This window comes from Tenacibaculum sp. SM2510 (assembly GCF_057002845.1).
In genome coordinates this window covers 2,658,650-2,673,315 of sequence record NZ_CP192703.1, presented here as the reverse complement: position 1 = coordinate 2,673,315, position 14,666 = coordinate 2,658,650, and the positions used below count along the sequence as shown (strand labels likewise).

At 29.6% G+C, this 14,666-nt stretch carries 9 protein-coding genes; 7 read left to right on the top strand and 2 right to left on the bottom strand.

Going from position 1 to position 14,666, the window contains the following annotated elements; translation table 11 throughout:
• Positions 1–9 precede the first annotated feature (9 nt).
• On the bottom strand, positions 10–4,389 hold the full coding sequence (locus tag ACQ629_RS12140) for a translocation/assembly module TamB domain-containing protein (protein WP_483705309.1): 4,380 nt from the start codon (positions 4,387–4,389) through the stop codon (positions 10–12).
• Between the two features lie 194 nt (positions 4,390–4,583).
• On the opposite strand from ACQ629_RS12140, the gene tsaD reads away from it, so the two are divergent.
• Positions 4,584–5,612, top strand: a complete 1,029-nt coding sequence (gene tsaD, locus ACQ629_RS12135) for a tRNA (adenosine(37)-N6)-threonylcarbamoyltransferase complex transferase subunit TsaD (RefSeq protein ID WP_483705307.1) — start codon at positions 4,584–4,586, stop codon at positions 5,610–5,612.
• A 637-nt stretch (positions 5,613–6,249) separates the two neighbouring features.
• On the opposite strand, the gene ACQ629_RS12130 is transcribed toward tsaD, so the two are convergent.
• Entirely contained in the window at positions 6,250–7,881 is a 1,632-nt protein-coding gene (locus ACQ629_RS12130) for an ABC-F family ATP-binding cassette domain-containing protein (protein WP_483705305.1), read from the bottom strand.
• A gap of 229 nt (positions 7,882–8,110) precedes the next feature.
• Between ACQ629_RS12130 and ACQ629_RS12125 the strand changes: the two genes are divergently transcribed.
• From ACQ629_RS12125 to ACQ629_RS12100, 6 genes are all read left to right on the top strand, one after another.
• Entirely contained in the window at positions 8,111–8,653 is a 543-nt protein-coding gene (locus tag ACQ629_RS12125) for a hypothetical protein (RefSeq protein WP_483705303.1), read from the top strand.
• A 164-nt stretch (positions 8,654–8,817) separates the two neighbouring features.
• Positions 8,818–9,468, top strand: coding sequence for a porin family protein (locus ACQ629_RS12120; RefSeq protein ID WP_483705301.1), 651 nt, complete (start codon positions 8,818–8,820; stop codon positions 9,466–9,468).
• A gap of 144 nt (positions 9,469–9,612) precedes the next feature.
• The gene (locus ACQ629_RS12115; RefSeq protein WP_483705299.1) at positions 9,613–10,239 is read left to right on the top strand and encodes a hypothetical protein; all 627 of its coding nucleotides are present in this window, start codon (positions 9,613–9,615) and stop codon (positions 10,237–10,239) included.
• 230 nt (positions 10,240–10,469) lie between these two features.
• Positions 10,470–11,438 carry an HTH domain-containing protein gene (locus ACQ629_RS12110; RefSeq protein WP_483705297.1) on the top strand — a complete coding sequence of 323 codons (969 nt, stop codon included), beginning with the start codon at positions 10,470–10,472 and terminating at the stop codon, positions 11,436–11,438.
• Positions 11,439–11,803: 365 nt separating this feature from the next.
• Positions 11,804–12,127 carry a helix-turn-helix domain-containing protein gene (locus ACQ629_RS12105; RefSeq protein WP_483705295.1) on the top strand — a complete coding sequence of 108 codons (324 nt, stop codon included), beginning with the start codon at positions 11,804–11,806 and terminating at the stop codon, positions 12,125–12,127.
• Complete coding sequence (locus ACQ629_RS12100) at positions 12,124–14,631, top strand: DNA cytosine methyltransferase (RefSeq protein ID WP_483705293.1); 2,508 nt, start codon at positions 12,124–12,126, stop codon at positions 14,629–14,631. The genes ACQ629_RS12105 and ACQ629_RS12100 overlap by 4 nt, the downstream gene beginning before the upstream one ends.
• Positions 14,632–14,666 lie beyond the last annotated feature (35 nt).

The following is a 14,666-nucleotide window of genomic DNA, read 5'->3' as shown; positions in this document are numbered from 1 at the left end:
TAAATTTGGTTATTCTTTTTTCTCTTTTGTTTTAAACCTTACTAACTTTTTCTTTTTAGGCTGTAAACTATCTTTTTTTGTTATTTTTTTCTTTAGCCCTAATTTTTTACCTAGGTCTGATAGATTATTAAAATTTACTTGATACGAGAGACCAATACCCTGTGTATAGCCCTCCTCTTCAGTTGAGTATTGTATTTCGTTTTGCCTGTTAAAAACAGTACCTCTTAAATTACCTTCTTCGTTTAATAAAACTTCTACTTTTACTTCACCAACAACACTTGTTTGCGTATTTGCACCTACTGGCACACCTACCTTACCATTAACAAGAACACGATCACTTAATTGAGTGGAAATAGACACATCTACCTGGTCATCTGACTGTAAACTATTAACATCTCCTCTATCTCCTTGAGTATATCCTAAACCTAATTGAAATTTATCATCTTTACTATTTAACATATCTGTTAAAATACTTGAAGCTATTTGAGAAGCCGTACCTGTTAATCCTGATGCTGCACTATTACCAATAGTTTCTTCATTATAAAAAGTACCAAAAGCTAATAAAAAGGAGAAGTGCTGCATCTTTGTATTTAAATCATTTCCATTTAAAACAAACTCTAGTTCAGAAGCAACTGTTGAGTTTGCATTTGGAATTTTAATATCAAACTCTTGCTTTGAATTAAACAGCCCCCCTGTAATTTTAGTGTATAAATCAATAGGTATTTTTCGGTTTGAATTGATATTATCTAACAATTGTGCCGGATTTGCTTTCGTTTTATATATTGCTGTTAAGTCTAACTCTGCATCATAGGGATTGCCATTCCAAGCAATGGTTCCTCCTTTTTGAACCGTAAATGGTTTTGTTATTCCTGCATATTTAAAGTTGTATAGCCCTTTATCTATTTCAAAGTCTCCATACATTTTAAATTTACCAAGCGTATTTATATCAATTCGTAAATTCCCTTCTCCACTTCCTTTTAATTCACTTCCCGAAACTTTATCTATCACCACCTGTGCAATAGCATCTTTAGTTACTGCTAGATTTATTTTTAAATCGAGTCCTTTTATATCTTTTATTATTTGACTCGTATTTTTATCATCAGGCTTATTTGTTTTAAAACGGATAAGCCTATAATTATCTATTGTTTTTACATTATTTAAAGGAATAACAAACACAGTTCCTTTATTCGTTTTACCTTCTACAAGAATATCTAAGTTACTGGTAAGACCTCTAATTTCTGCACTTCCATCTAAAAAACCTGTTCCGTAATAAGAAGACTCTTCCGTTTCTTTAGTGTCCAGTATTAATAAATTTCTAGTTTTTAAATCTAGTTTTAAATACCAATCTTTAAAATTTTGGTGTGCTATATATCCTGATAAAACACCCTGTGTTTTATGCTTGGTATCTTCTAGTAAAATATTATTTAAAGTAAACTGTTGCTTATCTAAAGTAATACTTGTTTTGCCCTTGAAATCGAAATCGATATTTAAATACGGAAAAGTTAAACCCGTATCTTCAAAATTTAACACCCCTTGAAAATCGGGATTATTTAAAAACCCTTTAGCTGTAAAATCTCCTGTAACATTTCCTCTTAATTTACTTAAAACTTCTTTTCCTAAAGGGCTAAAGGCCGCTAACTCATATTCTTTTAAAGACACATCCAAATCAATTGTTGACCTATTTTTTGATAAATCAACTTCACCAACTGCCGAAATGTTCTTTGCTTTTTCACTTATTAAAGAAAGGTTTACATTGTATTTTTCATAAGAATTATCACCACTTACATCTAGTGCTAAATCGCCCTGTAAAAACTCATTAATTTTAAAATTATCTATTAAAAAACTCCCTTTTGGGGCTATTTTATCTCCTTCTTGCTTATAATCTAAATCACCGCTTAAATTACCACCTAAACGTAAACTATCTACCAAAGGTAAAAAGCTTTTTAATTTAACCTTATTAAAAGTTACTTTTAAATCTTTATAAGTACTATCGCGAACAACTCCTTTAAATTCAATTTTTTGTACTGCTGATTGAAGGATGAATGGGCTAATATTAAAATTATTTTTCTTTAAATCGAATGTTACTTTGTGATTTTTATCCTCATTTTGATTTATAACCCAATCGAAATCTTTATAATTAAGTTTTGATTTTTGGATACCAACAACCGATTTTTGCAGTTCATTAATTGTATAATAAAAATCTAAACTAAAACTTTCTGAATAATCTTTACCCCCTTTAAAAACAGATTTAAAATACAAAGTATCATTTTCTGTTCTGTTTAACAGGTTTAATTTCTCTATATTATAATGCTTTGTATTAATTTTACTTGCCGTTAGATGGGTATTATATAACGGATTTTTATTATCCATTCTTAACACTATATTTTCTATAACATTTTTATACGCATCAATTTCAGGGGAAGTAAAAGTTAGTTTTAATGCATTTTTATCTGAATTAATTCTTCCTTTTAATTTTGTGTTTTTACCTATAGATATGTTTGGTAAAAAAATATCTATAATTTGATTATAAATAGTAAAATCGAAATCTAAAAACTGGTTTGGTGCTACTTTATAAGGTTGGTAGTTTGTATAAACACTTCCTAAAGCGTTTTGAGTTATTGGTATTAATTCTTCAAAAGAAAATTTCCCTTTTAATTCTCCTTTAACAATATCTTCAGAGTTTACCTCTATTGTTTTAATACTGTCTTTTACCAACGAGTTTATCTCAAATATTTTAAAAGGATATTGCTGTTTTTGATTTGTATAAACTAAGTTTTCAAAAGTTGCTTTACCTATAATATCATCAAAAGTATTTCCTGAAATATTTAAATTAATATTTCCTTTTAACTCAGCAATACTATCTCGTGTAAAAAGGTTTGTTCTTTTCAGATCAATTCTTTCGATATTGGCTATAAAATCAAATTTATTTATTGCTGATGAAAAATCTGCTAATCCTTCAAATCTCAAATTAAAATTATCGTCCTTAGAAGTTAACAATCCGTCAAATTTTTTATTTTGAAATTGTCCGTTAACGTTTAACTCTTTGTATTTATACTCATTAAACTCCAAGCTACTTACTTTTCCTATAATAACAGTATTTATGTTATTTACGTTAAAGCCACTTCCATTAACATCTGCCTTTAACGAGATTTTTCCTAATAGCGGATCATTTGCAAATATTCCTATATCTAAATTTCTAAACTCTACTTCACCAATATAAGTAGCTTCATTAATTTTATCAATATTTGTTAATTGAAGATCAGAAACTATCGCTCCTATTTCTGAATTTACAGAAAGCGTAGCATCCATTTGTTCTGGCGTAACCCTAATAAGTCCTTTTAACTTAAAGTTTCCCAGTCTTTTAAACTCTGGTGGTAATGATTTACCCAATAAGTTAGGTAATACATTTTTTAATTGAAAATAATTAGCAGTAACATTCTCTAAATCTGCATCAAAGACAAAGCCCCTACTTGTTTTAATAGCATTAACAAACCCCATATCTCCAACAACCTTCATTCCGTTTTTAGAATAAAGCCTAATATTATTAGCGCTAAAATTATTTAATACACCATTTATATTTCCTTTAAAATATAAAATATCATTACCGTTTAACTCGTTATATAACTTACTTAAATCTTTAACAGCGAGCGCACTTTTAGAGAAATTAGCGCTAATATTTACTTTATCATTAAAATTAACAAAATCTTTACGGTTGTAAGTAAATTTTATATCACCTTGTATTTTTGAGTTATTATTAGTTTCTAATACCGTCTTACTTAAATACATATACGATCTAGTATATATAAAATCTGTAGATAGATTAGATACTTTAACATCTCTATTTTCCGTAAAACTCATTTCTCTCATATTCAAAGAAACGTCGGGCCCTATAATTGAAAAATCTAATATATTTCCGTAAGCATTATAAGCAGCAAATTTAAGCGGTTTTTTATCGTTTTCATCTAGCAATTTAAACGTTAAGTTTTCAAGAGTAATTTTTTTACTTTTTAATACAAAAGGATTTGATAAACTGTCTTTAGGAACACCATTATTGAAACTTTCAATAAAGATAGACATGTTATCGTCCTCTTCTCCCTTGTATTTTTTCATATTAAAATAAGCACCACTTAAAGAAGCTTCACCTAAATCAACATTATTTTCTATTATTCGTTTAGCATTTTGTAATGAGGTACTTAAATTTTCAACAAAAATAAGCGTGTCTTTATGATGATCTCTAATTTCAATTCCTTTTAACTGAATACTTCCCAGCCATGATAAATCTACTTTTTTAACAACAATGTTAGTATTATACTCTTTGTTAAGCCAATTAGTTGCTTGTTTTGCTAGTTCACTTTGAACAACAGGTAGTGATAATAAAATAATAAGCAAGACTATAAAAAGCAGCCAGTACTTTAAAAACCTCCACAATATTTTACCTGCTTTTTGAATTAGAATATTTTTTATAAATGACTAACAAATGTAATCAGCTAACTGCAAAAACATTGCCTTATTTTAAAGAAATATTAATTTTAACGAAATTCTAACGATATATCGATATTTTTGCATTTTTAATACAAAATACATTGAGTACAAAAAACAGCTATATCTTAGGTATTGAAAGCTCTTGTGACGATACAAGTGCTTCGGTAATTTATAACGGAAAAGTAATAAGTAATGTGGTTGCTAATCAAGAAATACACGCTAAATACGGCGGTGTTGTTCCTGAACTTGCATCAAGGGCACATCAACAAAATATTGTTCCGGTAGTACAGCAAGCTATTGAACAAGCAAATATTACTAAACACGATTTAAATGCTATTGCTTTTACTCGTGGCCCTGGCTTAATGGGATCGTTGTTAGTGGGTACTTCTTTTGCAAAATCTTTTGCCCTAGGCTTAAATATCCCTTTAATAGATATAAACCATATGCAGGCGCATATTTTGGCTCATTTTATTAAAGAAGAAGATTGTAAAATACCGCCTTTTCCTTTTGTGTGTTTAACCATAAGTGGCGGACATACGCAAATTGTAAAAGTTACCAATCATTTTGAGATGGAAATTTTAGGTGAAACTATTGATGATGCTGTGGGGGAAGCTTTTGATAAATCAGCAAAAATATTAGGTTTACCTTATCCTGGCGGACCATTAATTGATAAATATGCGCAGTTAGGAAATCCGAAAGCATATCAATTTACAAAACCCAAAGTGGGCGATTTACAATTTAGTTTTAGCGGATTAAAAACAGGTATTTTACGCTTTATTCAAAAAAACGTAAAAGAGAATCCAAATTTTATTGAAGAAAATCTGCATGATATTTGTGCATCAATACAACATACAATTGTTGAAATATTGATAGATAAATTAAAAAACACAGTAAAACAAACCGATATTAAACACATTGCTATTGCTGGTGGAGTTTCTGCAAATTCAGAAATTAGAAAACGTTTAGAGCTTGCTGAAAAACATTGGGGGTGGACAACCTATATTCCCAAGTTTGAATATACTACCGATAATGCTGCGATGATTGCCATTGCTGGTTATTTAAAATATTTAAACAACGATTTTTCTGATATTTCTGTTACCGCCAAAGCGCGTTTAAAAGTTACCGAATAACATTATAAGCTATTTACACATCAAAAACACTGCTAAAGATATTTTTAAGCGGTGTTTTTTGTTAAAAAAATAGTAGCGTATTTCAGTATCACATAAGGTTAAGAATTGTGGTAAATCAGGATGCGAAACTGAAATAGATTCAGTTTGACGGATTCGATTTCTTATTTTTATGCTATAAAACTGTTTTTAAATGAAACTTAAACAGATTCTAAATATATTTTTTCTGCTTTCTGATAAATAAAAAATAAAATCACGAAACGTAGTAAAAATTACTAGCCCCGATTGTAGGATTTGTTTGAGCTCCTTTTTTTGATTCTTCTTCAAAAAAAGAGCGAGTGCGGAAAGCGGGAAATAGCTTCCTCTAAAAAAACTACTATTCTCGATACTAATTTCACTCAAAAAATGAGCTCAATTCACTCGAATTGACAAGTTTTAATGAATACCAAACATGATAATTAAACAAGATTATTTACATAGATAAATTAGAAAAAACGAACTGTCAGTTCGAGTAATTTTCAACCAAAAATTGTATAGAGAACAGCTTGATTAATAGAATTTATTCTTGATACAAATTTCACTCATAAAAATGAGCTCAATTCTCTCGAATTGACAAGTTTTAGTGAGTTTTAAAAGAACCTTATAAATCGATTTCTTTTAAAGCTTTAATATTGTTGCGCTCTAAAAAAGCATCGATATTTTCGAAATGCTCAATAACACGTTGATCTTTAAATTCAAATACTTTTTCAGACAAACCTTGCAAGAAATCACGATCGTGAGATACTAAAATTAAGGTTCCGTCGAAATGTAATAACGCTTCTTTTATAACATCTTTAGATCGTAAATCTAAGTGATTTGTAGGCTCATCTAAAATCAACACATTTACAGGTTCTAGCAATAATTTAACCATTGCCAAACGTGTTTTTTCACCACCAGAAAGCACTTTTACTTTCTTTTCAATATCGTCACCAGCAAACATAAAACGACCTAAAATATTTTTTATTTGCGTTCGCACATCTCCTTCAGCAACCTCATCTACCGTTTGAAAAACCGTTAATTCAGGATCTAATAATGATGCTTGATTTTGTGCAAAATATCCAACCTTGGCATTGTGCCCTAATCCGCATTCACCTTCAAAATCTATTTCTCCCATAATTGCTTTAATCATGGTTGATTTTCCTTCTCCGTTACGCCCAACAAACGACACTTTTTCACCACGAGAAATTGAAAAACTAGCCTCTTCAAAAACGGTTAAATCACCGTATTTTTTGGTTAAATTTTCTACTTTTACAGGATAATCTCCCGAACGTGGCGATGGCGAAAAACGTAATTTTAACGAAGTCGTATCTACTTCATCAATTTCTATAGGAACAATTTTTTCTAACATACGCACACGCGATGCAACCTGATTTGTTTTAGAATACGTTCCTTTAAAACGCTCTATAAAACCTTTAATATCATCAATTGTTTTTTGTTGTTCTTGGTAGGCTTTTATTTGGTGCGAACGACGTTCTTTTCTAAGCTCTAAATAATGCGAATAATTGGCTTTATAATCATGAATCGTTCCCATGGTAACCTCAATAGTTCGGTTGGTAATATTATCGATAAATGCTTTATCGTGCGAAATTACCACTACTGCCTTGGCTTTGTTTAATAAGAAATTCTCTAACCAAATTACCGATTCGATATCTACGTGATTTGTAGGTTCATCTAATAAAATTAAATCGGGTTTTTGCAATAAAATTTTAGCCAACTCAATACGCATACGCCAACCACCACTAAACTCACTTGTTAAACGATCAAAATCTTCTTGCTTAAATCCCAATCCTTTCAGCGCCTTTTCTACCTCAGCTTCGTAATTCACCTCTTCTAAAGCGTAATAACTTTCACCTAAATCGGTAACGCGCTCTATAATTTTCATGTATTCTTCCGATTCGTAATCGGTACGCGTTTCTAACTGCTTATTTAATGATTCCATTTCAGATTTCATCTTAAAAACAGCATCAAAAGCTTTAGAAGCTTCTACTCTTACCGTGCAATTATCTTCCATTAACAAATGCTGTGGCAAGTAAGCGATTACTGTGTCTTTCGGACTTCTAACTCCGCCTTTACTAGCTTTAGAAACTCCTGCTATAATTTTCATCATGGTTGATTTTCCGGCGCCGTTTTTACCCATTAAGGCTATTTTATCATTTTCGTTTATAACAAACGAAACATCTTTAAATAAGGATTTTCCACTAAACTCAACCGTTAATTGATCTACAGTAATCATGCGTATATATTTTTGAAGGGCGAAATTAGCAAAAACCGTGCATAACTTATTAAAAACTTTATTCTTTACTACTTATTAATTTTGTTATATTTGAGATAAAATTATTTGTTATGTCAGTATTTAAAATCCGATAAACAAGAACAAAAGTTCCTTTTATCCGGATAATAAAACTGATAAACGAGAACTCTGTTCTCTATATAACGAGTTACCAACAAGCTGAAAAAAAATTATGTGTCAATTCAACTTTTTAGTTATAAAAGAGAAATCTAACAATTCAGAAATTAAAAAAATCGCTTCTGAATTCGGACTGAATTACGCAGAATTTAAATTAGACATACCAAATTCTAATGAAATTCAGACTTTCTTAACGACAACTAAAGCTTGCGATTGTGGTTCTGTTTTAGGAAAAAAATATTCGGACGATTCATCTAAACCTGATTGGAAAAGAGAACAGAAAAAACTCGAAAGAAAACGATTCTCAAAACGCCGAATTGAATTGCTTCTGGAACAGAATCGAAAAGAATTTACAGAAAAAAACTTAAGCGAATTAAAAGCGGAAAACAAAGAAGCGAAAAAATGGACCGAATTTCTGACTGACAAACGATTGAAAAGCAAACTAAACGAAATCGGAATTTTTTATCACCAATTTTCTGGCGAATTACAAAACGAACGAATAAAAATAGAAAACGGAAAAACGAATTCAGCGGAAAATATTAACGCTGATTTTTTAAAGAATATTAAGGAAAACGAATTAAATTGGATTAAACTATAATAAAGCCAGTTGGTAACACCGTATATAATTTATTGCTAGTTCTAGCCTACTTACGAAAATCCTCGCGGATTTTCTATTCGGTTTTTATTTGCTAAATTACGTGCTTAACCACGCAACAAACCATATACAAACACGTTACAAACAATTAAAAACAAAAATTACATTTGAAGAAAAATATTTTGATTATTTTAATTTTAATACTTAAGGTTTCAGTAAACGCTCAAAGTTCTAAAATAAAATTTGGTATTAAATCGGGAGTTAATTTGTCTAAGTATACCCCTGAAACTTATTTTCTGGGTTCAAAAACAGCAGATTATCAAGGGAAAATAGGTTTTTATATAGGTGGATATACAAATATTGAAATCTCGGATAAGTTCAAAATACAACCTGAATTACTTTTTTCTAACCAAGGAACTAAAAGAATATATGAAAACAAAACATTGAGTGACTCTTATGGAGTTCTAATAGGACCTGGAGATATTGAAGGGAAAATAAATGAATCTGTAATTACTTTACCTATTATTCTTCAATATTTTATTAATAATAATTTTAATTTAGAAGGAGGAATTCAATTAGGGTACATAATAGACCGTAATGAAGAAACTACTAAAAACCCATTTGAACAATTTTTAGAGAATAACTTTGAAAACAACAATATAAATTATGACAAATTTGATTTTGGATTTAATATAGGTTTAGGATATAAAATACTTGAAAATGTACGTGTTAATACAAAATATTTTCTTGGAGTTATAGAAAGAGATAATTCAATTAAATCTTCAATTTTTAGTTTAGGAATTGAATATGAAATATAAACTGTTTGTAACACCGTACAAAATTAATTGCTTGCTTTTAGCTTGCTTACGAAAATCCTCCCAAATTTTCTTTGTCAGTTATTATTTAGTAATTTTATTACTTAACCAAAGCAACTAATCTTGTACAAACACGTTACCCACCATTTGAAAAAAACAACGTACATACAATTTAAAATATCGAAAAGCGAGCAAATAGCTCAAGCTGACGGAATAGTAAAACGGAATTTAAAAAAAGCCATAATTGGAATTTTAAGCACGATAATTCCAAAAGCAAATCCTGATTTCGAAAATAAAATTGACCTCGTAGAAACGTGGATTGTTGAATTGGATAACGAAACTGGAATTCCAGAACGTGAAATCGGAATGGATAAAAACGGGAGAATAATTATGAAAATGCCATTTAAGAATAACTATGGCTATTGGACTGATAACAATTTATTATTGACTGATTTTAAAAATCACTTTGAGACTTCAGAAATTAGTCGCGATAGTTTTGAAAATTATTGGAGTTTATTTGAAAAGACAGAAGACTTTGAAGTCGAATTAACGGACTTTAAAATTCAATCGACTGGAGCTGACGGCGGACACCATTACTTATTGGCAAAAGTTGATTACAACGGACAGAAACGAGATTTAATTGCTTATTTTACTAACAAATCGGACGAGCAAAAAATTAAGGAATTGAATAAAGTCAAAATACGTGGAAAAATAGTTGATGACGGAATTGAACAATCATTATCACTACTCGAAACTAAATTACTGAACGGATAAAAACGGTGGGTAACAATGTATATAAAAAATAGCGCAAGTCGTTGCTAACACGAAGGTTTGGGCATTTTTTGAAAGTCGCCAAATTTTTAAATTTGACGATTCACCAAAAATAAAATAAATAGTAAAATCTAAAAATTCGGCTTGTGTTTAATTCGAAAATTATCGCCTATTTTCAGCGCTACTTTTCATATACGAGACGTTCTACACAATTTGACCAACAACACGAATAAATGACAATAAAAGAAGCTATTTTAAAAGTATTAGAAGACAACATTGGTTCTTTCACATATTTGGAAGTTCTGAAAATGATTGACGAAAAGAATTATATTGATTGGGGAAATGCAAAAACTCCTTCTGATACTATTGGAGCTCAATTAGGTCATTTTATTAGACAAAATGACTCAAGAGTTAAACGTGTGAAAGGAAAAAAAGGATTTGAATATTATTTAGCTAAATATGAGAATGAATTAAACCTTTCTGAAGTTGTTGAAAAAGAATCTTTAATTAAAAAACCAGCTTCAAAAAAGTATCAAGAACGAGATTTACATAAACTTTTAAGCTCATATTTAAAAAGTCAAAACATATACTCGAAAACGATATTTCACGAAAAATCAGCGAATAGTAAAGATGACCATCAAAAATGGATTCATCCAGATATGTTAGGAATTGACTTTTTGAACCTTAAAAACTCATCAAGTAATGCCTTATTAAAAGTTATAAATAAAGCTGACGCATTTAACTTAATATCATACGAATTAAAAAGAGAAATAAAATCTGATTACGAACTGAAAAAATGCTTCTTTCAAGCTGTTTCTAATTCTAGTTGGGCAAATTATGGTTATTTGGTTGCATTTGAGATAAGCAAAAACCTAATGAATGAAATGGAACGACTAAATCAATCTTTTGGAATCGGAATTATAGAATTGAATGGAAATCCATACGAAAGTAAAATTTTATTCCAACCAACTTATAAAGAACTCGATTTTAAGACAATAGACAAGTTATGCGAAATAAATTCTGAATTTGAAAAATTTATCGGACAGACTGAAACTATGTTAATCGCTCCTGAAAAATATGTGAAAGGAACAAAAAAGGAATTTGAAAGCTTCTGTGACGACTATTTCAAAACAGATTCAGAAATTGAAAAGTATTGTAAAGAGAAGAATATACCAATAGACGAGGAAGAAAAAACTGTGTAGAACACGGTATAAAAAACATAGGGCGTTTGTGCTAAACCGAAAGGTCTGTGTTTATTTATAAAGTCCGCTAAATATAAAATTTGGCGTTTATAGAAGAAAAGATAAAAGCAAAATATTTATATTTAGCTAAGTAATAAACCGAAACGATAGTGCTTATCACCTGCCCTACGATTTCTTATACTGAACGTTACCTGCAAGCTGAAAGCCAACGCGCAAACAGCACATTTATTTTTTTTCAAACGCTAAATGCCAACGCTCGAAAAAATAAAAGAGCTGTTTTTTAGCCATCAACTTGACCCTAAATCCACAAATTATAATTACATTTGCAGAAATACAGTCAAATCATAATTTGTAAAATCATAATAATGGCAAGTTTCGGACATTTCATTAAAACAGAAAGAGAAAAAAGAGAATGGACACAGACTGAATTCGGTGCGAAAATCGGAATCAATTCAAGTGCAATTAGCCGAATGGAAAATGGAACTCAAAAGTTTAGTATATCCAAGCTGAATAAACTTGCTAAAATTTTTCAATTTGATAATCAAGAAGTAAATGATTTATTTTTTGGAGACAAATTCGCAAGAGAAGCCAACAAATACAAATGCTCTGATTTAGTCTTTTCAGTAGCAGAAGATACTTCAAATTATTTGAAAAATATAAACGCAACACAAGGAAAACTCGAACTATGAAAAAACCATTAACATATATTAGTCTTTTCAGTAGTGCAGGTGTTGGTTGCTATGGTTTCAAATTAAATGGTTTTGAATGTATTGCAACGAATGAACTTTTAACTAAAAGACTTAAAATACAAGCTTACAATAACAAATGTAAATACGAAACTGGATATATTGGCGGAGACATTTCTAACCCAAATGTTAAAGCAAAACTTCTGACAGAACTAAAATTTTGGCAAGATAAACACAAAATAAAAGAACCTGACGTTTTAATTTCAACTCCACCTTGCCAAGGAATGTCAGTTGCAAATCACAAGAAAAATGATGAAAAATCAAGGAATTCATTAGTAATTGAATCTATAAAAGTAACACAAGAAATACTTCCTAAATTTTTTATTTACGAAAACGTAAGAGCGTTTCTGAATACTATTTGTACTGATATTGATGGAGTTGATAAACCAATTAAAGAAGCTATAAAATATAATCTTGGTGGACAATATAATATTCTTTCAAAAATAGTAAACTTTAAAGAATATGGTTCAAATTCTAGCAGAACAAGAACATTGGTAATTGGAATTAGAAAAGATATTCAAGACGTTTCTCCTTTTGATATTTTTCCTAAAAAACAAAAAGCAAAATCTTTACGACAACTTATTGGAGATTTACCAGCATTAGAAGAAATGGGTGAAATTTCCGAAGATATTTTTCACGGTTATCGTGAATTTGACCAAAGAATGCTCCCTTGGATTGAGAATTTAGCAGAAGGGCAATCTGCATTTGAACAAACTGAAGAATTAAGAATTCCTCATAGAGTCATTGATGGTAAATTAGTTCCAAACAAAAGCAAAAACGGAGATAAATACGCTAGATGGTATTGGGATAAAGAAGGTCCTTGCGTTCATACAAGAAATGATATTTTATCAAGTCAAAATACAGTTCATCCAAGAGACAACCGAGTTTTCTCGATAAGAGAACTTATGCGAATGATGTCAATTCCAGAAAGTTTTGAGTGGTCTAATGTAAAAACGAAAGATTTAAACGAAAGAACCCATTTAGAAAAAAAACTTTTTCTAAAAAAAGAAGAATTAAATATCAGACATTGTCTAGGTGAAGCAGTTCCAACAGGTGTTTTTAAAAGTATAGCTTCTAATATTAAAAATTTCTACAAAAAGGAAAAAATATCAAGTTCTGAAATATGCAGTCTTGTTGCAGAAAACAACTTAAACATTACAGATAATTTAATAAATTTTATCAAAGAAAATTTTACCAAAATATCATTAGAAAACATCTTTTTAATTTCAGAATTCTCGAATTCTGAAAGGCAAAAAACATCTGCTTATTTCACAAGAAAAGATATTGCTTTTACAGTAATTAAGGATTTACCAGAACTTAAAAAGAAAAAGAAAATTAGTATTTTAGAACCATCAGTTGGAGTTGGTAATTTTATTCCACAATTAATTGAAAAATATAGAGAAAAGGAAGAAGTAGTAATTGATGTTTGTGATATTGACAACAATTCTTTAAGAGTACTTAAAACTATTTTAGAAAAGATTAAAGTTCCAAAAAACTTTAAAATCAATCTAAAAAACATAGATTTCTTACTCTGGAATACTAGATTAAAATATGATTTAGTAGTTGGAAACCCTCCTTACAAAAAGCTAACGAAAAACAAAGAACTGCTAGAAAGATATAAGTTTGGTTTACAAAACACAGATACTAATAACTTATTTTCCTTTTTTATTGAAAAATCAATAAGACTAGGGAATTATATTTCTTTAATCGTTCCTAAAAGCCTTTTAAATTCTCCAGAGTTTAATAAAACTAGAGAACTAATAAACAGTCATAATCTCGAAAAAATTTGCGATTATGGAGAAAAAGCTTTTAAAGGTGTAAAAATTGAAACTATTAGCTTTTTAGTAAATACTATAGAAAAGGAAAAAAGCGATATTATTAAACTTGAAAGTTATATAGATAAAAAATACTCTCTAAAAAGTAAAAAATATATTTTATCTAATGACTTTCCTTATTGGTTAATTTATAGAAGCGATAAATTTGATGAAATTGCTTCAAAAATGAAACTTGATATATTCCAGAGTTTTAGAGATAGACAAATAACAAAATCTTTAACTAAAAACAATGGTGAAATAAGGGTTTTAAAAGCTAGAAACATTGGGAATAACGAAATTAAAGACCTTGTTAACTACGACCGTTATGTCGATAATATGGAAAACTTGGCAGTTTCAAAATACATCAACGAAAATGATGTTGTAATGGTTCCAAATTTAACCTATTATCCAAGAGCAACATTCTTACCGAAAAACACAATTGTTGATGGTTCTGTTGCCTTACTGACCTTAAAAAACGGAAGTAGATTACCAACTGAAAAAGATTTAGAATTTTACAGTACAAAAGAATTTGAAAATTATTATCGAGTAGCAAGAAATCACGGAACACGTTCTTTGAACATTGACAATAATTCTGTGTTTTTCTTCGGACTTTTAAAAGAATTAACTGAATGATAGAAAATATTGCCAATCACTTGCAAAAGTTTGAC

What these genes read in the sequence shown, in the direction of transcription:
- ACQ629_RS12130 (WP_483705305.1), bottom strand. Translation starts at nt 7,881, where the DNA reads ATGATTACTGTAGATCAATTAACGGTTGAGTTTAGTGGAAAATCCTTA.
- ACQ629_RS12125 (WP_483705303.1), top strand. Translation starts at nt 8,111, where the DNA reads ATGTGTCAATTCAACTTTTTAGTTATAAAAGAGAAATCTAACAATTCA.
- ACQ629_RS12110 (WP_483705297.1), top strand. Translation starts at nt 10,470, where the DNA reads ATGACAATAAAAGAAGCTATTTTAAAAGTATTAGAAGACAACATTGGT.
- ACQ629_RS12105 (WP_483705295.1), top strand. Translation starts at nt 11,804, where the DNA reads ATGGCAAGTTTCGGACATTTCATTAAAACAGAAAGAGAAAAAAGAGAA.
- ACQ629_RS12100 (WP_483705293.1), top strand. Translation starts at nt 12,124, where the DNA reads ATGAAAAAACCATTAACATATATTAGTCTTTTCAGTAGTGCAGGTGTT.